Raw genomic sequence first — 19,927 nt, forward strand, 5'->3', positions numbered from 1 at the left:
CTTACTTTTTAAACTCTTTAGAAACTCTAGCAATTACATCATTAACAGGTTCAAAATCAAAATCAAGTTGTTCTATAATTTTTTTAGAAGTATAGAACGATTTGTTGTGAGCAGATTTTGCAGAGTTTTTAGTTAGTAAAGGTTCCTTACCAGTAAGCTTTGTTAAAAGCCAGTCGATTTTCCAAAATATTGAGGTAACAAACTGTCCTACTTTTTTTGAAGGTCTTTTTTTATTTAGGTTATCAGCAATACTAAATAAAACATCTTTAAACGATTTGTTTTCTGAAACAAGAATAAAACGTTCATTTTTTATGTTAGAATTCATTAGATCTATCATAGCCTTCACCACATCATTTACTCCAACAAAGCCAGTAACACCTTCAGTGTAAAAGTTAAATCCATTACTTATTTGAGTAAACATTTTACCAGAGCCTTCATTCCAAAAACCTCCTCCTAAAATTACACCAGGATTCACAATTACTACACTTAAATCTTCTTGGCTACCTCTCCAAACTTCCATTTCAGCACCATACTTGGTAATTGCATACCCATGATTTTCATCAGTATCAAGCCATTCGTTTTCTTCGTTAATTGGCTTACCATTAATAGCATTACCAACCGCAGCGATGGAACTTACAAAACAGAATTTATCTACGTTAGCATCAATAGCAAAGTTGATTAAGTTGGCAGTTCCTTCAATGTTTACCTGACGCATTTTTCTATAATCTTTTGGGTTAAAAGAAACCAATGCAGCACAATGATAAACCTGTGTGATGTTATCAAATACAGGTTCTAGGGAAGGAATATCAGTAATGTCAGCTTGTATCCACTCAATTTTAGAAAAATACTGTTGCACATTATCTGTATAAAAAGAAAAGATTTTCTTAAGATATTCACGCTTTTCTTCAGTTCTAAAAATAGCTCGAATCTTGTCGTTTTTTTGGCTTAAATGATATAATAAATGTGAGCCTACTAAACCTGTTCCTCCTGTAACTAAAATCATAAAGCGAATTTAGTTTATTTTGGTTGATAAACTTATCTTTGCTTCTTTAAAAATAGAATAAAATGACCAAGAATTTAGTAGAAGAATTACAATGGCGTGGAATGATTCACGACATTATGCCAGGAACCGAAGAACAACTTCAAAAAGAAATGACGTCGGTTTATATTGGCTTTGATCCAACTGCAGATTCGTTACACATTGGTAGTTTAGTTCCAATTATTTTACTAGTTCACATTGAAAAAGCAGGGCATCAGCCAGTAGCTTTAGTAGGAGGTGCAACAGGTATGATCGGTGATCCAACAGGAAAATCAGATGAGCGTAATTTATTAAATGAAGAAGCTTTAGCTAAAAACGTAGCAGGTTTAAAAAGAACATTGGGGCGCTTTTTAGACTTTGATAACGGAGCTAAAAATTCTCCTTTATTAGTAAACAATTACGATTGGATGAAGGATTTTTCATTTATCGAATTTGTACGTGATGTTGGTAAGAGAATCACTGTAAACTACATGATGGCAAAAGATTCTGTAAAAAAACGTATTACAGGAGAAGCGGGTAACGGGATGAGTTTTACAGAGTTTACGTATCAATTAATTCAAGGGTATGATTTCTATCACTTATATAAAACCTTAAACTGTAAATTACAAATGGGAGGTTCTGACCAATGGGGTAATATTACCACAGGTACCGAACTAGTTCGTAGAATGACACCAGGTGAAGATGCAAAAGCATTTGCAGCTACTTGCCCATTAATTACAAAAGCTGACGGTTCTAAATTTGGAAAGTCTGAAGGAGGAAATGTTTGGTTAGATGCAGATAAAACGTCAGTTTACAAGTTTTACCAATTTTGGCTAAATACTTCGGATGAAGATGCTGAAAAGTATATTAAAATATTTACGTTTTTAGATAAAGAAACTATTGATGCTTTAATTGCTGAACATAAAGAAGCACCACACCAAAGAGCATTACAAAAGAAGTTAGCTGAAGAAGTAACAATTTTCGTACATTCTAAAGAAGAGTTAGATAAAGCGATTGCTGCTTCAAATATTTTATTTGGAAAGTCAACAGCTGACGACTTAAAGAATTTAGATGAACAAACCTTTTTAGATGTGTTTGATGGTGTACCGCAAGCTGAGGTAACATCGGAAGACATAGCTGAAGGCTTAGATATGATTGCAGCCTTAGCCGCTAAAACTGGATTCTTAAAATCAAACGGTGATGCAAGAAGAGCTTTAAAAGAGAATTCAATATCAGTAAATAAAGAAAAAGTAAGTGAAGACTTTGTTATCACTTCAAAAGACCTTATTGCTGATAAATACGTGTTATTACAAAGAGGTAAGAAAAATTACTTTTTATTAAAGGTAGCATAAAGAAAATCGTAGGCAAAAACTAAAAAAGCCCTTAAAAGAAATTTCTTTTAAGGGCTTTTGTTTATAATATATAAACAAACGTGAGAAAATAGTTGTTAATTACGAAACTGCTTTTAAATCAAATGTTAAAGGGCACCTTTTACAATTAACACCTTTCTTTTGATATTTGTTACAGCATTTACTTTTAGGCTTAATACAATTACTTGTACATGCGGAGCTGCAAAAAGTAACTTTTTCTAGTCTCTTAATAGAAGTTTTAGAGGTAACTTTCTTGGTTTCAGTATAAAAAACAATCATTATTCTTCAATAAAATCTTTGCAAAGATAAGTTTTTTATTTAGAACAAATTAAAATAAAACAAAAAACATGTATTTTTATTATTGATTATAAGTAGGGATAATCGTATCTTTGCGTGAGAAAAAAGTCCTTTTTTTGATAAAAAAACTAAGCATATATTTTTTTGTTGCACTCTACATGATAGCCATGTTGCGCCCAATAGCTCCTTTTGTTGAGTATGCAATAAATTATGATTATATATCAAAAGTTTTATGTATTAATAAAGATAAGCCAGAATTAAACTGTAACGGTAAGTGTCAGTTAATGATGGAGCTTGAAAAACAACAAGACGACGACTTTAAATCGCTACGAATCTCGATGGAAGAATATCCTATTGGGTTTGTTTCTATTCTTAATATAAATTTAGAAGAAAAACAGTTTGTAAAAGAGAAAGAAACATTTTCTTATAAAAAAAACTATCACTACTTATTTAATAAAGAAGTATTTCATCCTCCTATTATTTAATCTTCATAATTGGCTAAAATTACTACTAATTGGTTACAAATAACGTAATCAAAAGAGTAGACTATTGTAAAATAAAAACAAGATTAAAACACAATTTACAGGCAAAAACTTTAATGATGCTCAGCATTGTTAAAGAAGTACTGTAGTATATAAAAATTAAAAGATGAAAAAAATATTAGCTATCATAGCTTTTGCTATGGTGTTCACTTCATGTAGTGACGATGAAATAATTAATGATAAATTAGAAGGAAAAAACGAAGTAGTAATAGAATTCGATAACGGTTTTGCTGAAGACAAGCTTTTATTAGGGACTTCAACATACACGAACGGAAATGGAGAAGTATTAACTGTAAATTCTTTCGATTATATCGTAAGTAACTTTGTGCTTGTAACAGAAGAAGGAGAAGAATTTGTATACCCTAAAGAAGAAAGTTACTTTATAATTAGTGAAGGAGGAGGAGACAAACCTAAGAAAATTCAAATATCACTTAAAGACGTACCAGCAGGAAAGTATACAAAAGTTAAATTCGGAATTGGTGTAGATCAAGAACGATTTAAAGAAGGACAAGCTGTTCAGCAAGATTTCTGGACTTTAGCAGAAAAATACAATTTAACTTGGAGTTGGCAAGCGGGTTATAAGTTTGTGGTTTTAGAAGGAAATTACAAAGAAAACACTACTAGTGATGAAAAACAATATATGCTTCATATTGCAAGTAGAGGAACAACAGTAGATTTATATAAGGAAGTAGAATTACCTATGGATGCTGCTATTGTGAGTAAAGAACAATCACCACAGTTGCATATTAAAGTAGATGCCAATACAATGTTAGATGGTAAATCTAAAATTAAACTTTCAGAAGGTGCAACTATTATGGGGGGAGATAAAGCAGCTACCATAGCAGAAAACTATACTGAGATGTTCATGGTTCACCATGTACATCATACAAACCATCATTAATTAACACATCTAATCAAAAAGAATAGGGTGAAAGTTCACTCTATTCTTTTAAGTGTAATAGGCTAATTGAAAAAAATTAGCTATTAATACCGTATGTAATGAAAAAAATAATGATTGTCTTGCTAGTATGCTCTTTTTTTAGTTGTAAGCAGGAAGATGTGTATACTAATGTTGAATTAGCTTTTGAACAACCGAGCAACTTTCCTGAGCCTCATTATAATTTAAGCTCAAACCCAATTACAGAAAAGGGATTTGAGTTAGGGAAAAAGCTTTTTTATGAAGGAAAACTATCATCAGACGGAGTAGTTTCTTGTGCTTTTTGTCATCAACAAAAGTTTGCGTTTACACACCATGGGCATCAATTAAGTCACGGTGTAGAAGATAGAGTAGGGACTAGAAATACGCCTCCAATTCAAAATATGGCTTTCCAAAAACAGTTTTCATGGGATGGAGCTGCTTTTCACTTAGATATATTTCCAATAATACCAATTACCAATCCCGTTGAAATGGACGAAACAGTAACCAATATTTTGGAAAAACTACAACAAGATACAGCTTACCGAAAGTTGTTTAGTCAAGCTTTTGAAGATGGAGAAATCAATGCTGACAACACGTTTAAGGCGATGTCTCAATTTATGTTAATGATGGTTTCAGCCAATTCAAAGTACGATAAATATGTTCGAGTGGAAAAAGGAGGAGAGTTTTCTGAGCAAGAAAAAAAAGGATTAGAGCTTTTTAAATCAAAATGTGCTTCTTGTCATACATCTGACTTGTTTACAGATGATGCTTTTAGAAATAATGGTTTACCAATAAACCCAGAAATTAACGATTTAGGAAGAATGACGGTTACCTTATTAGAAGAAGATAAATACAAGTTTAAAGTGCCTAGTCTAAGAAATATTGAACTTACTGCTCCGTATATGCATGACGGTCGATTTGGGTCTTTAAAATCAGTATTGAATTTTTATGCAACAGGAGTTCAAGAAACCCAAAACCTAGATCCAATTCTTAAAAATGAGAATGGAACAATCGGAATAGCATTAAACGAGCAAGAAAAAGAAAACATTATAGCCTTTTTAAAAACATTAACAGATGAAGAATTTATCACAGATAAAAGATTTGCCGAATAAAGTACTACTCATATTAGTATTATTAATTTCAGGACAAATACAAGCGGACACATTCCCTAAGCGATATGAGCTATTTTTAGACTGCGATGCTTGTGGTTGTAGTAACAGCGGAGGTAGTTTAGGAATGGGAGGAATAATAGATAATAATTTTGTTGGTGTACGTTATTTACACCAAAAATACCAATCAAAAGATGGGATTTTTAACAACTCTCCAATTATAAATGAGTATTTTAATACAGTACAAGTTTGGTCTCGAATTCCAATTATTAAAGAGTATTTAGAAGCCCAAATTTTTATTCCTTTTCATTTTCATTCAAGAGACTATGTTGATAAAACAACAGCTATTGAAGGTTTAGGAGATATATCTTTTTTAATTAATTATACTGTTTTAAATAAAAATACAGGAAGTTATAAAGAAGAAAAAGATAAGGTTATATCTTCTAATCATTTATTAAAAGTTGGTGGAGGGTTAAAGTTACCAACAGGAACTTACAACGAAGCAATTAATAATTCAATAAACCCTAGTTTTCAATTAGGAACAGGAAGTGTTGATGTAATAACGAACCTTCAGTACGTATTTAAGAGAAATAATTTTGGAGTTACAAATTATCTTAATTATTACATAAAAACTACAAATAAAGAAGAATATCGATTTGGAAATCAATTTAATTTCAATAGTACTTTCTTTTATGCTTTTAAAGATAGTAAGCAAAATAGTTTTGTGCCTTCAATAGGAGTTTCAGGAGAATTCTATGAAAGTAATAAAATGATTGGATTAAAAGTTAAAAATACTGAAGGTCATGCATTGTTTTCTAGCTTAGGTGCCGAGTATAATGCAAAAAAATTAACAGTAGGAGCCTTAGCAATGTATCCAATACAGCAAAATTTAGCACAAGGAACTATAGAAGTAGAATATAGAACATCTATTTACTTGAATTACAATTTTTAAGAAAATTATTCTTTGCTTGTTTAGAGTCAAAAAATAGGATTGTTTTAAAAAAAGAGTGAATTTTACGTAAGGATTCTTAAATTTGATGACAAAACCCTCAATTAATAATTAAAAATAAGAACATGAAAAAATCAATTTTATCAATTATCGTGCTCGCTGTAGCTCTAGTTTTTTCAAACGAAGTAACAGCTCAAAAATTTGCGAATTTAGATAAAAGTCCAATGGATGCAGCTGCTTTTCCTAGTAGTTATAGAATTTCAGATAAAAAAGTAAAAGTTGTTTATAGCCGTCCACAATTAAAAGGAAGATCGTTAGCAAAACTAGCTCCTATGGGAAAAGTATGGAGAACAGGGGCGAATGAAGCAGCTGAAATTACATTTTATAAAGATATAACTTTTGGAGGTAAAAAAGTAAAAGCAGGAACCTATACCTTATTTACAATTCCAGGGGAAAAAGAATGGACTCTTATTTTAAATACAGCTAAAAATGTTTGGGGGTCTTACTTTTATAACGAAAGTGAAGATGTAGCTAGAGTTACTGCTCCTACTTCTAAGTCGGACGAAACAATTGAAGCTTTTTCAATTGTTTTTGAAGGAGAAGATGATACATTTAACATGTACATTGGTTGGGACAACGTTATTGTTACTGTTCCTATAAAAGGATAAGCAAAAGAAATTTCAGAAATAAGAAAAGCATAACTAATTTGGTTATGCTTTTTTTGTTTAAAATAATCTAAGAAATATTATTGCTCTAGTTTGTATTTTAGCTCAATATCTGGATGCATTTGGTAAGTGTAAACAATTGAATTAAATAGGAAAGGATGTTCAATTCCCATTTCAAGAGGAATTGTTAAAGAAGACTCGTTTCTTATTAGCCAGATATTATCATAAATATGCACCAATGTGTCTAATAGTAAGTAATTGTACTGTTCTATATTTAATGATTTTACAGCTACTTTTTTATCGGGTAGTTGAGTAGAAACAATATCAGATTTGTTTAATGAAATAACCTCTCTAACATTTATAATGGTGTCAATTTCTTCAGTTATATGTTTAGAATCTGTAATTGAATTAACCGATAAGCTCATTTTTATCAAAACATTTTCTGGAATTACAGCAATATCTTCTGATAGTTGAGGTAGTAGATTAAATAAAATAGGAACATAACACTCTCTGTACAACAAAGCATCCAATGTTTCACTAAAGAGTATATGAAACTTTTCAGGTTCAGGTATTTTAAAAGTAACAGCGTCTGCAGTATAATAGTTCGTTACATAATTGGTAAGTTTTAATTTTTGAATAAGGATTTTCGCATATTTTAAAGACTTATCATTAATTTCTAGTAAAGAAAACTGTATTTCTTCAGGACTAAAAAGCGGAGCAATTAGAGTAACAAACGGAGCATAAGGCCCACAACCAGCATAAAAAATATGAATTGTTTCATTAGGATGGTCTTGTTGCTTTTTTTTAATTGCCATTACCATAGCCTTTAAAAACTTCACAGTTCGTTTATAATCTAACAAACACTGTGCAGCATGGTTTAATCCTAAAGCTTTTCCTTTTGAAGTTGTTATGGCTGCTAAGTGCTCTATATGATTTTCAAATCCAGTGAGCTGAGTTAATTCTTTAAAGTAAGTATGTATTTCGTTTATTAAATTTTCAATTTCAGATTGTTCAATAGAGTCTTTAAGTAAAGTAGATACTTTTTCTTTAATATCTAAAGCCGTTATATTTTCGTTCATAGTAGGTTAGTTGTTAAGTTTCCTAAATTATAAAAATATAGCCAAGTAAGGCTAGCTACACCAAGCTTTTTTGAAACTTAAATTAAATCGCTCATTACTCAAAAACAATCAGTAAAGACATTTTAAAACGTTTATAAACATACAATTAATATCTTCCAGAAAGTATTTTACCAATACGTTTACAATTAACTTTAAACTTTAAAAAATGTCTACAAATTACACAACGCTATCCGTTACAAATCAAACCTCAAAACCAGTAGAGGTTTACGTAACTTTTGCAGCATCAAATGCTGCTAATAAATGCTGTCCATCTCCTGTTGGAGTGTCAGATTTTAGTTTTTTAACCAAAGTGAATAAACTCATGGGAAAATTTGAATTAGGAGCTAAGGATACTAAAGAGTTTGATCCGAAAGGAGAATGTTTTAGTGGAAATATTTGTTTTTATATAGAACCACAGTGTCCTGTAAAAGGAGCAGACTTTAACCACGGAGCACAAGGAACGAGTATTGCAGAGTTTACATTAAACCCAAATACCTCATGTGCTGAAGCTTTTGATATAAGCTGTGTTAATGGAATAAATAGCTTTATTGCCATGGAGGTAGACAAGGATGGGGGGTGGAATTACGGACCAAATAAAACACCTATTAGTAGAATTTATAATAAAAAGTTACGGAAAAACTCAGGTAATCCAGGAGTGTTTCCTGTAAACTGCACCGATTGTATTCAATTAAAAGGCGATAAACCATGCCCTACATTACCTTATGGACCACCTCAAAAAGAAAGGATATGTAACATTCAGCGATCGGAACGTGGGGGAACATTAAAAGTAATTTTAACAGATACATCATTAGGATAATATAATAAACTCTCTCTTATTTCAATTTTAAACCTTGCAAACCTTATAAGGCTTGTGAGGTTTTTTGTATTTATTTAAGTTTTCATGCTGTATTAAAAGAACTAAACTTTTTACTTATCAACAATAACTGTAAATTTGCATCCTTTAAAACAAGCGATTACAAATGCAATACAATCACCAAGAGATAGAAAAAAAGTGGCAAAAGTACTGGGCAAATCAAGGTACATTTAAAGCTGAAAATAATTCTGATAAACCAAAATATTATGTGTTAGATATGTTTCCTTATCCATCAGGAGCAGGATTACACGTTGGGCATCCGTTAGGATATATCGCATCTGATATTTATGCACGTTACAAGCGTCATAAAGGGTTTAATGTATTGCATCCACAAGGATATGACTCTTTCGGGTTGCCAGCTGAACAATATGCGATTCAAACAGGACAACATCCAGCAATTACTACCGAAACGAATATTAAAACTTACCGTCGTCAGTTAGATAACATTGGGTTTTCATTTGATTGGTCTCGCGAAGTTCGTACTTCAAATCCTAAGTACTACAAATGGACACAGTGGATTTTTATTCAACTATTTAACTCTTGGTATAATAAAGACACTGATAAAGCAGAAGATATTGCAACCTTAGTAGCTAAGTTTGAAGCAGAAGGAAACGCGAATGTAAATGCCGTTTCTGATGAAGATATTACTATTTTTTCTGCGGAAGAATGGAAAAACTTCTCTGACAAAGAACAACAAGAAATACTATTACAATACCGTTTAACATTCTTATCTGATACTGAAGTAAACTGGTGTCCAGCACTAGGAACGGTATTAGCAAACGATGAAATTGTAAACGGAGTTTCAGAACGTGGTGGACATCCAGTAGTTCGTAAAAAAATGACCCAGTGGTCTATGCGAATTTCTGCCTATGCACAACGTTTGTTAGACGGATTACAAAATATTGATTGGCCACAACCATTAAAAGATTCTCAAACCAACTGGATTGGTCGCTCGCAAGGTGCCATGGTTTCTTTCGATGTGGATGGTCACGATGCTAAAATAGATGTATTTACAACACGTCCTGATACTATTTTTGGAGTGTCTTTTATGACCTTAGCTCCAGAGCACGATTTAGTAGCGAAAATTACCACTGCAGAACAAAAAGAGGCTGTAGAAGCTTACGTAGAAGCTACAGCAAAACGTTCAGAGCGTGATCGTATGGCAGATGTAAAAACTATTTCAGGAGTGTTTACTGGTGCGTATGCGTTGCACCCGTTTACAGGAAAACAAGTGCCAATTTGGATTGGTGATTATGTATTAGCAAGCTACGGAACAGGAGCTGTTATGGCGGTACCATGTGGTGACCAACGTGATTATGATTTTGCAAAACACTTCGGGTTAGAGATTCCGAATATTTTTGCAGACGTTGATATTTCTGAAAAGGCAAACGATGCTAAAGATGGAATCAAATTAACCAATTCTGATTTTTTAGACGGTTTAAACTATAAGAAAGGAATGAAAACTGTAATCTACGAATTAGAAAAACGTGGATTTGGTTACGGAAAAATAAACTATCGTTTACGCGATGCAGTATTCAGTCGTCAACGTTATTGGGGTGAACCGTTCCCAGTATACTACAAAGACGGAATGCCGCAAATGATTGATGCAAAGCATTTGCCAATCGTATTACCAGAAGTTGAGAAATATTTACCTACTGAAGACGGAAAACCACCGCTAGGAAATGCTGAGGTTTGGGCATGGGATGTTGAGAAGAATCAAGTAGTTTCTAATGAATTAATAAACCACACTAGCGTGTTTCCTCTAGAACTAAACACAATGCCAGGGTGGGCAGGAAGTTCTTGGTATTTTAACCGTTATATGGACTCAAACAACGAAGGGGAATTTGTTAGTAAAGAAGCGGTTGACTATTGGAAGCAAATAGATTTATATATTGGAGGTTCTGAGCATGCCACAGGACACTTATTATACGCGCGTTTTTGGCAAAAATTCTTATTTGATAGAGGGTTGTTACCTGTTGATGAATTTGCGAAAAAACTGATTAACCAAGGTATGATTTTAGGAACTTCTGCTTTTGTATATAGAGTAGAAGGAACAAATACATTTGTTTCTAAAGGGTTAATAGGAGATAAAAAAGTACAACCTATTCATGCTGATGTTTCATTGGTAAATTCTTCTGATGAGTTAGATGTTGAAGCATTTAAGAAACATCCATTAAATGTTGATTTTAAAGATGCTGAATTCATTTTAGAAGAAGGTAAATATATTGTAGGTCGTGAGGTAGAAAAAATGTCGAAATCGAAATACAATGTGGTAAATCCAGATTTGATTTGTGAAGAATACGGTGCGGATAGTTTACGTTTATTTGAAATGTTCTTAGGGCCGTTAGAGCAAACCAAACCCTGGAAAACATCTGGTATTTCAGGAGTGTATTCTTTCCTAAAGAAATTATGGAAATTATTTACTGATGAAAACGGTATCAACGTTTCTGATGCTGAACCAACTAAAGACGAGTTAAAAACCTTACATAAAACCATTAAAAAAGTAGAAGAAGATATTGAGAACTTCTCGTTCAATACGTCAGTTTCTACCTTTATGATTGCGGTAAACGAGTTGACTGCTCAAAAGTGTAATAAGAGACAAATTTTAGAACCTTTATTAGTGCTAATTTCTCCGTATGCTCCGCATATTGCAGAAGAATTATGGAGTCAGTTAGGGCACAATGAGTCTATTGCAACTGTAGCTTTTCCGAAATTTGAAGAAAAACATTTAGTTGAAAGCTCAAAGAACTATCCAGTTTCTTTCAATGGAAAAATGCGTTTTACTTTAGAATTACCGTTAGACATGAGCAAAGATGAAATTGAGAAAACAGTCATGGCACATGAAAAAACACAACAACAATTACAAGGAAGAGAGCCTAAAAAAGTAATTATTGTTCCAGGAAAAATTATAAACATTGTAGGGTAAGCTAACCTTATAAATATAGAAAACCCACAAGCAATTAATTTGTTTGTGGGTTTTTATTTTTAAGCTAAATTCGCAACCTATAAAAACAAATTAAAATTTAAACAAATGAAAAAGATTTTTAAAATTAGCTATGCGGTTTTGATGTGCCTAACTCTAGTAATGAGTAGCTGTTCTGATAGCGATAATGACCTAACTGGAATTGCAAACACAAAATTATCAGGAAAAGTATTTGGAACAAGTTTTACGGCCAAAGGAGGTAAAGCATTTATGTCTGGAAATAATGAACTTTCAGTAAATGTAACCAATATTCAAGCAGATTGCACTTCTGATGTTCTCAACTACGAATTAAAAATTACAACTTATGTGAAAGCAGAGTTAGGAACTTATAATAATGTGAATGTAGTTTTTAATAAGAAAGGAGCGAATCCTTTAAATTACCTTCAAGGAGCTGTTGAGGTTGTAAGGTTAACAAGTAATGAAGTTACCTTAAAAATAAAAGCAAATTCAAGTTCAGATAATTCAATAGAAGGCTTTTTTACGGTTCCTTTTTGTGAGTAACAATAACAATAAACTATTTATTTAGTGCTTTTTTATTTTAGGTTATATTAGCGCTTATTAAAAAATAATAAATATTCAATAAATGAAAAATTTTTTCAAAATTAGTTATGTAACTTTAGTATGTTTAACATTGGTAATGACTGGTTGTTCAGATGATGATAATACGGACAACATAGGTACTCCAATACCCAGTACTATTTTAAAAGGAAAGGTATATGGAAAAGATTTTACTGCTAAAGGAGGGAAGTCATTTGCATCAGGAAAAGATGGAGAAGTTTCAATTAATATTACAAACGAAGAGGTAGGTTGTGATTCAGATATTTTTGATTATAAGTTAGAAGTTTCTTTATTAGTAGAAGGTAAAGTAGGAACGTATAATGATGTAAATGTTGTTTTCAAAGATGGAGAAGGAAACTTAGTTAATGTTTTGGGATCAAATGTTGAAGTTGTAAGTATTTCAGATTCTAAAATTAATTTAAAAATAGAAGCTAAATCAATCGATAAACAAAATAAAGTATCTGGTTCATTTGAAGTAGAATACTGCAAATAGAGTTTTTAAAATATAATTTAGAAAGACTTTTACATTTATGTAAAGGTCTTTTTTTATACGACAAAACCAAAAACTTTTCTCAAATTTGCTTTCCAAAAAATAAAACATGAAAAAAGTATCTCTCACCAGCTCTTGGGTTTTTGCAATAATTCCAATCGGAATTTTCTTTTTTGTAGTATTTCCTCAGTTACAAAACATGTATGAATCATTTCATAAGAGAGAAATTGAAGTACAACAAAGTGCACGAAAACTGGACTCATTACAACAACTTACTAAACCTACAAGAGAAGATTTAAACAATATAAAACGTCTAGAAATTACAGTTCCAATTCATCAGTTGAGTATAGATAAACAACGGTACACCTATTATAAAACAGGCGGAATGCTGGCAGTATTAGCTTTTATGTTTATTGGTATGTTTGGTTCTAGTTACTGGGCAAAAAGAAAGAAAAACTCGTCAAATAATAAACAGATAGAATTTTCTTTTGAAGATTTTACAACAGACGCTATAGGTCAATACATTTCTTGGGATCCAGTTAAAGGGTCAGGGAGTAATTTTTTAAGCGAACGTTTACGAAAAACGAGTTCTGGATATAAAATTACTTCGAGTACTTATATGAAATTTATGGCTTGGAGTTTCTTTTTGATGGGATTAAATTATGTGGCTTGGTCTTATATAGAGTTTTTTGAGTTTTCAAAAGAGCCATTAACCTTTATGCAAGGAGGAAAAATGTTTTTCATCTCAGGAGGTCCCTTTGTATTAATAGGAGTTTTTTTATTGTTTTCATTTGGAGCTAAAGCTTTTTTAAACTCACAAAAAAGAAAGGTATTAGTAGATGGTGAAATTATATCTTTTCAGCAAGTATATGCTTTACAAGTTTTATCAAAATTTATTCAAGGAAACAAGTCTGGAGGTTACCATTGTTACGAGGTGAATTTAGTTACTCAAAGTGGAGAACGTTATAACTTGTTAAATCATGGAGATAAAGAATACTTGTTGAGCGATATGGTAAAAATAAGTAGATTTTTAAAAGTGCCTGTTTGGAATAATGGTGTCATTTAAAATAATTTATAGAGTAATTAACAAACTTTTACTAATTTACACGAATACAAATCGTAAAAAACACTATTATTTTATCCTGTAAAAAAAAATCATCCAATATACGCTACTTTTCTTCAGTAAGGGAGATACCTGAAAATGTTTGGAAAGAGCTTGACTGTGTAGATAATTTATATTTTCAGCCAGCGTATTTAGAAGCTTTAGAAAAGAACAATCAACAAATACAGTTTTCTTATATTTTATTATTTGATGAAAACAAAGAAGCAATAGCCTTTGCTACTATTCAATTGGTAGATTTTTATTTAGAAAGTGTTCAAAATAATTTACAATCGGTTGTAGAATGGATACGATGTATAGGGAGGAAACTACATTTGTTGTCTCCTCAAAAACCATTTAAAATACTTACATGCGGTAATACTTTTGTAAGTGGAGAGCACGGAATATTTATTAAACCAAATAAAGATAAAAAGCGAATTGTAAAACAGCTAGCTAAAGCTATTGTAGCCTTTGAAAAAGACATTTCAAAAGAAACAATTGATGCTTTTATGTTGAAAGATTTTGTAAACGAATCGCTTTTTATTACCGATGCATTACATAGTGTAGGATATAATTCGTTTAATGTAGATCCAAATATGATGTTAACGTTAGATGATAATTGGAATACTTTTGATGATTATTTAGCAGCATTAAAAACAAAGTATAGAGTAAAAGCAAAAAAAGCGTTACAGAAGAGTAAAGACTTACGAACGGAAGAAGTAAGTATTGATGTTTTGAAACAATTATTGCCAAGTGTGACGTCATTGTATAAAAATGTATCAAACAAGGCAAGCTTTAATTTAGGGTATTTTAATATAGAAACGTATATATCTTTAAAAGAAAATTTAAAAGATAACTATGTTATTAAAGTATATTGGTTAGGAACCAAGTTAGTTGGGTTTTTGTCAGGAATAAAAAATAAAAACTCATTAGATGCCCATTTTGTAGGAATTGATTATACCGTAAATAAAACCTATGCTATTTACCAACGAATGCTATATGATTATATATTATTGGGTATAGACTATAATATAAAAACGATAAATTTTGGAAGAACAGCTAGCGAAATAAAAAGTTCAGTAGGAGCAACACCACAGGACTTAACAATTTATTTACGGCATAGAAAAAGCATTCCAAATCGTATTTTAAGCTTATTTTTGAACAGAATTCAACCAACAGAATTTAGGTTAATAAAGCCTTTTAAAACAAAACAAGTATAAAGAATTAACCCTTTTTACTGTATTAACAAATGAAAAACACACAAGAATTATTAAATATACTTACCCTTGACGATTTAGGTGAAGGGAATTTTAATGGAGTAAGTAGAGATATAGGAAGTCCAAATGTTTTTGGAGGCCAAGTATTAGCACAAGCACTAAATGCAGCGTATAGAACGACACCTAAAGAACGTATATTACATTCGCTACACTCGTATTTTTTAGAGGCAGGAAATTTAGAGTTGCCTATAACTTACAATGTGCAAACTATTCGTGATGGAGGTAGTTTCTCTACACGTAGAGTTACAGCACATCAAAAAGATAAAACGATTTTTATACTGTCTTGTTCTTTTCATAAAGAAGAAGAAGGATATGAGCATCAAATGCCTATAAAAAAAGACTTAAAACAACCTGAAGAGTTGTTGAGTTGGACAGATATGTTAGATCAATTTGGAGCTTTTTTACCAAAGAAAATGAAAGATTTTTTAAGTATTGAGCGACCTATTGATTTTAAACCAGTGCAGATCGTAAATCCGTTAGACCGAAAAGATTTACCTCCAGTAGTAGATGTTTGGTTTAAATTAAAAGGAGAAGCTTCTGATTTATCGTTAGGAATTAAACAACAAATATTAACGTATATATCAGACTATAATATTTTAACGGCTTGCTTAAACCCAAATGCAAGTGTAGCTAATTTCGGAAACACACAAATGGCAAGTTTAGATCATTCGATGTGGTTTTACCGCGATTTTGATTTTAACGATTGGATGTTGTTCTCGGTAGAAAGCCCAAACACTAATGGTGCAAGAGGTTTTGCTTGTGGAAATATTTATACAAGGGAAGGTAAACTGATTGCTTCGGTAGCACAAGAAGGTTTAATGCGCCCCATGAAGAAGAAGGAATAATTATAGTTTATAAAAATAGAGAAATAAAAAAGCCGAGGTAATCCCTCGGCTTTTGTTTGATTAAGCTTCTATTTCTGCTGATTTTGTACTAATATGAAACTCTTCGTAGGTTTCTAGTAAACTCATTAATCCAGAAACTAAATCTTGTGTCTCTATTAAAATACTAAAGTATAATGTAGTATTTTTTGGACTTGTTTCGTCTGTTCTAATACGATCTACTTGTTTTTCAATAGATTTAGATACATCCTTTAATAATTCTTTCTTTTCATTAATAATATGCTCTAAATTATCAAAGCTTCTATTTTCAAAAGTATCTCCAATATCAGTTAATAACTTAGAAAGTGTATTGTCAATACTCTTAAGATCTTTAATTTGCCCTTTTTTAAGGTGTTTGTGATTGTTGTTAACGTGCTTATAAGTAGCTCTAGATATATAACTAATAGACTGAGCAACGTCTTGCAAATACCCTAAAATTAAAATATAAAACCTACTTGCTTGTACTGAAGTATCGTCTAACGACTTAATAAAATAGAAAACTCCGTCTTTTAAGTTATCGATTTCATCGTTTAACTTAGTAACGTGCTTATCAGTTTTACGTAATTTTATTAAATCGTGAGTAGCAAGATCTTTTACAACGCTTGAGTATAATTTGTTAATACGATGAGCAACACCAGCAATATGATCTGAGCTTTCTTCAATCACTCCGTTAATAGTGATTAATTCTGCTCTTTCCATATGTACTTGTTTCTTTTCTTCTTTAGATTTTTTTCTGTGTTGTAATGTGTTTCTTGCAATTAAAAGAGCAACCACCAATAACAATACAGGAATCATTACCATATCCCAGCTAATTAAATAAGCTACTAAAGCTGCAGTTAAGAAAGCTGTAATGGCTGTTAAGAACCATCCTCCAATAACATTAATTACACCAGCAACTCTATAAACGGCACTTTCACGCCCCCAAGCTCTATCAGCTAAAGAAGTACCCATTGCTACCATAAACGTTACATAAGTAGTTGATAAAGGTAACTTCATAGAGGTTGCAATAGAAATTAAAATACCAGCAACAATTAAGTTTACAGATGCTCTTACTAAATCGAAAGCAGGCATTTCATAGGTTTTGTCTTTAGGTAATTCAATTACAGGTTTTTGAAACTTAGAATCTATAAAGTTTAAAGTTTTCTTAGGTACAATAAAACTAACAACCGCATTAATTCCCATAGCACTTCGTACTACAATTCTTGATAATGGATTTGGTTGAAACTTTTCATGCCCATCTCCTTGACGTGATAAATCGATACCAGTTTTAATAACATTTCTCGCTTTACTAGAAGTCCACAAAGTAACCACCATAATAGCTCCAGCTAACAATAATAACCATACGTTAGAAGGTACTTTTTTAGCTAAAATCCCCATAGAAAAAGCATCAGGAGCAACACCAGATACTTCCCAAGCTTGGTATGAGTTCCAAGCAGCAATTGGTACACCAATAAAGTTTACTAAATCGTTACCAGAGAAAGCCATAGCTAAAGAGAAAGTACCAATACCAATAATTAATTTTAAAATATTAACTTTTAAAAACTGTATTAATATATGAGATATTACACTCCAAAAAATAAAGCTTCCAGTAATAATGAGCAATGTATTTCCTTCAATTAAATGTTTAACATCACTATAAAAAGGTGTTCCTTTCATCCCTTTTATAATTATGAAATAAGTAATTGCAGTAATAGCAAAACCACCAAATAAAGAGTTGATATAGGTAGGTCTTTTCTCAAAGTTAAATGAATAAATTAAACGAGAAAAAAACTGTACTATAGCACCAACAGAAAATGCTACTACAACAGAGAGTAGTATACCATTTATAATTTGAACTGCTTTTTTATGATTTATATAATTCCATATATCAGAAATTGAGTGTGAATCATTAGCAGATATTTTAATTAACGAAATGCAAACTGCGGCTCCTAATAATTCAAATACAATAGAAACAGTAGTTGATGTAGGCATACCCAATGAATTAAAGATATCTAATAGTAAAATATCAGTAATCATAACTGCCATAAAAATAAACATGATGTCTTGAAACATAAACATGTTAGGATTAAATATCCCCTTACGCGCAACTTCCATCATTCCGCTTGAAGTAACTGCTCCAAAAAATACTCCAACACTCGCAATTATCATAATATTTCTTACTTTAATTGCTTTAGAACCGATTGCTGAATTTAAAAAGTTTACAGCATCGTTACTAACTCCAACAACCAAGTCTACAATAGCTAAAACAGCCAAAGCGACTAGCATCAAAATATATGGATCTCCCATTTTTTAGTTTTTAATTAAGTTTTGCAAATTTAGTTACACAAGAATGCTCTCATGTTATGTTTATGTTATCATTTAAAGGTGTATGTCTACCTGTAATCTATACATTAATTGATTAGTAGCTGTCGCTATATCTAAGTAACTAATGTCGGTTTGTACTTTTAATTTATGACCAACAATATACTTTGATAATCCTATTGTATATTGATTTTCAGTTCCTTTTCCTGTGATTTTTTTATCTAAAGAAATATTAGTAAAACGACCAGATATTTCCCAGTTTTTAGAAAACAAATATCCTGATTGAAGGTTTAAACCACTTCCTACTTGTACAATTTCTCCAGTAAGTGTGCCGTCTGAGTTTTTTGCGAAAGGATCTTCGGCGTCTCGGTATGAATATTCTCCCATAAAAGAGAATCCTTTATACTTGAACATAGCATCCATAAAAAAGGTTGATATGTTTGTTTGATAGTATCCTTCGTCATTAACCATATAAGTACCTTGGTTACTTCTAGTTTTTACGGCATTGTTATTAAAGTCGTAACTCATACCAATAGCAAGTTTAGGTGTTTGTTCTCTTTTTAAATCTCCACCAATATAATCTCCTTTACCTTCAAATTCCCCAAAAGGTAAAAAACCCAAATGAGCAGTATATTGATGTCCTCCTAGGTTGCCTACAGTAACATTTCTTCCTTCACCTTGAGAAAAGGCTAGTGCTTCTTTTACAATAAACTTGTCAGATAAATTAAAATGGTGTTTTAATTGTACCCCCATATCTCTATCAATATTAAAACGGCTGTTTAATAGAGAGCGATCTACTAATTGCATATCACCTGAAGAAATAATACGCTCGCGGTTGCCAGGTAGTTTGGTTTGCCCAAACCATAATTCAAAATTTTGAAAGAAATTCCACTTTATAACAGCATCTAAAATATATCTTGGTGCGTTTCCTGTATGTTCAGAAGCGCCACTAATATCTCTATTAGATAACCCAAGCTCCATTTTGTATTTTAATTTAGGGGAAAAAGCAAACCCTTTAAGTTTTAAACGAGCTCTTCTTACTAACATTGAAGATGTTGGGTTGTATAAACCATCTTTGTTAGAATCCCATTCGGCAGTTGCTAAGAATTGCATTCTGGCACTCATTTTCATAGACCAAGTACTATCTTTCCCTATGATATTAAATAAGCCATTACCAAATTTTGAGTCTTTTCCTTGTTGTGCATATATATGCGCCAACATAAATATACTTACAGCTGTAAGTATTTTTTTGTAATACATTAAGGATAATTTATTAGTTTTTGTCGAGACAAATTACTAACCCTAATGTTAACTTAAAGTTAAGCAAATATTAAAAAAACTGCCTTGTTTTCAAGGCAGTATATGGTAAGTCAAATAAATAGTCGACAAAAACTAATAAATTTATATTGACCATACACCTCAAGTTAGAGGTAATTCAAAAGTATTTCTCTTTTTTAATGTAAATATTAAGTGTAAT

At 31.5% G+C, this 19,927-nt stretch carries 17 protein-coding genes; 13 read left to right on the forward strand and 4 right to left on the reverse strand.

Going from position 1 to position 19,927, the window contains the following annotated elements:
* Position 1: 1 nt before the first annotated feature.
* A complete protein-coding gene (locus tag ABHQ57_RS03145) occupies positions 2–1,003 on the reverse strand; it encodes an SDR family oxidoreductase (RefSeq protein ID WP_167712797.1) in 1,002 nt (333 codons plus the stop codon).
* 62 nt (positions 1,004–1,065) lie between these two features.
* Here ABHQ57_RS03145 and tyrS point away from each other — a divergent pair, with 62 nt between their 5' ends.
* The 6 genes from tyrS (at position 1,066) to ABHQ57_RS03175 (ending at position 6,872) form a co-directional block, all read left to right on the forward strand.
* Positions 1,066–2,370, forward strand: coding sequence for a tyrosine--tRNA ligase (tyrS, locus tag ABHQ57_RS03150; RefSeq protein WP_047787874.1), 1,305 nt, complete (start codon positions 1,066–1,068; stop codon positions 2,368–2,370).
* Positions 2,371–2,801: 431 nt separating this feature from the next.
* Positions 2,802–3,170 carry a hypothetical protein gene (locus ABHQ57_RS03155; RefSeq protein ID WP_231128371.1) on the forward strand — a complete coding sequence of 123 codons (369 nt, stop codon included), beginning with the start codon at positions 2,802–2,804 and terminating at the stop codon, positions 3,168–3,170.
* Positions 3,171–3,333: 163 nt separating this feature from the next.
* Positions 3,334–4,128, forward strand: a complete 795-nt coding sequence (locus ABHQ57_RS03160; RefSeq protein ID WP_073182234.1) for an MbnP family protein — start codon at positions 3,334–3,336, stop codon at positions 4,126–4,128.
* A 98-nt stretch (positions 4,129–4,226) separates the two neighbouring features.
* Positions 4,227–5,258: a cytochrome-c peroxidase gene (locus tag ABHQ57_RS03165; protein WP_167712799.1), complete on the forward strand. Its 1,032-nt coding sequence runs from the start codon at positions 4,227–4,229 to the stop codon at positions 5,256–5,258.
* Positions 5,221–6,207 (forward strand): transporter, encoded by a 987-nt coding sequence (locus ABHQ57_RS03170; RefSeq protein ID WP_167712801.1) that lies wholly within the window; start codon positions 5,221–5,223, stop codon positions 6,205–6,207. Before ABHQ57_RS03165 ends, ABHQ57_RS03170 begins: the two co-directional genes overlap by 38 nt.
* A gap of 122 nt (positions 6,208–6,329) precedes the next feature.
* Positions 6,330–6,872 carry a DUF2911 domain-containing protein gene (locus ABHQ57_RS03175; protein ID WP_159488601.1) on the forward strand — a complete coding sequence of 181 codons (543 nt, stop codon included), beginning with the start codon at positions 6,330–6,332 and terminating at the stop codon, positions 6,870–6,872.
* Between the two features lie 77 nt (positions 6,873–6,949).
* Here the strand turns inward: ABHQ57_RS03175 and ABHQ57_RS03180 are convergent, their stop codons facing one another.
* Positions 6,950–7,948, reverse strand: a complete 999-nt coding sequence (locus ABHQ57_RS03180) for a phytanoyl-CoA dioxygenase (RefSeq protein WP_167712803.1) — start codon at positions 7,946–7,948, stop codon at positions 6,950–6,952.
* A 205-nt stretch (positions 7,949–8,153) separates the two neighbouring features.
* On the opposite strand from ABHQ57_RS03180, the gene ABHQ57_RS03185 reads away from it, so the two are divergent.
* From ABHQ57_RS03185 to ABHQ57_RS03215, 7 genes are all read left to right on the forward strand, one after another.
* The gene (locus ABHQ57_RS03185) at positions 8,154–8,804 is read left to right on the forward strand and encodes a hypothetical protein (RefSeq protein ID WP_159488597.1); all 651 of its coding nucleotides are present in this window, start codon (positions 8,154–8,156) and stop codon (positions 8,802–8,804) included.
* 163 nt (positions 8,805–8,967) lie between these two features.
* Positions 8,968–11,787 carry a leucine--tRNA ligase gene (leuS, locus tag ABHQ57_RS03190; protein WP_167712805.1) on the forward strand — a complete coding sequence of 940 codons (2,820 nt, stop codon included), beginning with the start codon at positions 8,968–8,970 and terminating at the stop codon, positions 11,785–11,787.
* Between the two features lie 105 nt (positions 11,788–11,892).
* Positions 11,893–12,345, forward strand: a complete 453-nt coding sequence (locus tag ABHQ57_RS03195) for a hypothetical protein (protein ID WP_167712807.1) — start codon at positions 11,893–11,895, stop codon at positions 12,343–12,345.
* 82 nt (positions 12,346–12,427) lie between these two features.
* Positions 12,428–12,895: a hypothetical protein gene (locus tag ABHQ57_RS03200; RefSeq protein ID WP_047787864.1), complete on the forward strand. Its 468-nt coding sequence runs from the start codon at positions 12,428–12,430 to the stop codon at positions 12,893–12,895.
* A 106-nt stretch (positions 12,896–13,001) separates the two neighbouring features.
* Positions 13,002–13,958, forward strand: coding sequence for a hypothetical protein (locus tag ABHQ57_RS03205; protein ID WP_159488589.1), 957 nt, complete (start codon positions 13,002–13,004; stop codon positions 13,956–13,958).
* 284 nt (positions 13,959–14,242) lie between these two features.
* Positions 14,243–15,211: a peptidogalycan biosysnthesis protein gene (locus ABHQ57_RS03210; RefSeq protein WP_231128372.1), complete on the forward strand. Its 969-nt coding sequence runs from the start codon at positions 14,243–14,245 to the stop codon at positions 15,209–15,211.
* 29 nt (positions 15,212–15,240) lie between these two features.
* On the forward strand, positions 15,241–16,113 hold the full coding sequence (locus ABHQ57_RS03215) for an acyl-CoA thioesterase II (RefSeq protein ID WP_159610976.1): 873 nt from the start codon (positions 15,241–15,243) through the stop codon (positions 16,111–16,113).
* Between the two features lie 60 nt (positions 16,114–16,173).
* On the opposite strand, the gene ABHQ57_RS03220 is transcribed toward ABHQ57_RS03215, so the two are convergent.
* Together ABHQ57_RS03220 and ABHQ57_RS03225 are read right to left on the reverse strand one after the other, a co-directional pair.
* A complete protein-coding gene (locus tag ABHQ57_RS03220; RefSeq protein WP_167712808.1) occupies positions 16,174–18,435 on the reverse strand; it encodes an inorganic phosphate transporter in 2,262 nt (753 codons plus the stop codon).
* 72 nt (positions 18,436–18,507) lie between these two features.
* On the reverse strand, positions 18,508–19,710 hold the full coding sequence (locus ABHQ57_RS03225) for a porin (RefSeq protein ID WP_167712809.1): 1,203 nt from the start codon (positions 19,708–19,710) through the stop codon (positions 18,508–18,510).
* Positions 19,711–19,927: the final 217 nt, after the last annotated feature.

The organism is Tenacibaculum sp. ZH5_bin.1 (assembly GCF_042865525.1).
In the GTDB taxonomy this organism is placed as follows: Bacteria; Bacteroidota; Bacteroidia; order Flavobacteriales; family Flavobacteriaceae; genus Polaribacter; species Polaribacter mesophilus.

Coding starts and splice junctions, on each gene's coding strand:
- ABHQ57_RS03145 (WP_167712797.1), bottom strand. CDS start 1,003: ATGATTTTAGTTACAGGAGGAACAGGTTTAGTAGGCTCACATTTATTA.
- tyrS (WP_047787874.1), top strand. CDS start 1,066: ATGACCAAGAATTTAGTAGAAGAATTACAATGGCGTGGAATGATTCAC.
- ABHQ57_RS03160 (WP_073182234.1), top strand. CDS start 3,334: ATGAAAAAAATATTAGCTATCATAGCTTTTGCTATGGTGTTCACTTCA.
- ABHQ57_RS03165 (WP_167712799.1), top strand. CDS start 4,227: ATGAAAAAAATAATGATTGTCTTGCTAGTATGCTCTTTTTTTAGTTGT.
- ABHQ57_RS03170 (WP_167712801.1), top strand. CDS start 5,221: ATGAAGAATTTATCACAGATAAAAGATTTGCCGAATAAAGTACTACTC.
- ABHQ57_RS03175 (WP_159488601.1), top strand. CDS start 6,330: ATGAAAAAATCAATTTTATCAATTATCGTGCTCGCTGTAGCTCTAGTT.
- ABHQ57_RS03180 (WP_167712803.1), bottom strand. CDS start 7,948: ATGAACGAAAATATAACGGCTTTAGATATTAAAGAAAAAGTATCTACT.
- ABHQ57_RS03185 (WP_159488597.1), top strand. CDS start 8,154: ATGTCTACAAATTACACAACGCTATCCGTTACAAATCAAACCTCAAAA.
- leuS (WP_167712805.1), top strand. CDS start 8,968: ATGCAATACAATCACCAAGAGATAGAAAAAAAGTGGCAAAAGTACTGG.
- ABHQ57_RS03195 (WP_167712807.1), top strand. CDS start 11,893: ATGAAAAAGATTTTTAAAATTAGCTATGCGGTTTTGATGTGCCTAACT.
- ABHQ57_RS03200 (WP_047787864.1), top strand. CDS start 12,428: ATGAAAAATTTTTTCAAAATTAGTTATGTAACTTTAGTATGTTTAACA.
- ABHQ57_RS03205 (WP_159488589.1), top strand. CDS start 13,002: ATGAAAAAAGTATCTCTCACCAGCTCTTGGGTTTTTGCAATAATTCCA.
- ABHQ57_RS03215 (WP_159610976.1), top strand. CDS start 15,241: ATGAAAAACACACAAGAATTATTAAATATACTTACCCTTGACGATTTA.
- ABHQ57_RS03220 (WP_167712808.1), bottom strand. CDS start 18,435: ATGGGAGATCCATATATTTTGATGCTAGTCGCTTTGGCTGTTTTAGCT.
- ABHQ57_RS03225 (WP_167712809.1), bottom strand. CDS start 19,710: ATGTATTACAAAAAAATACTTACAGCTGTAAGTATATTTATGTTGGCG.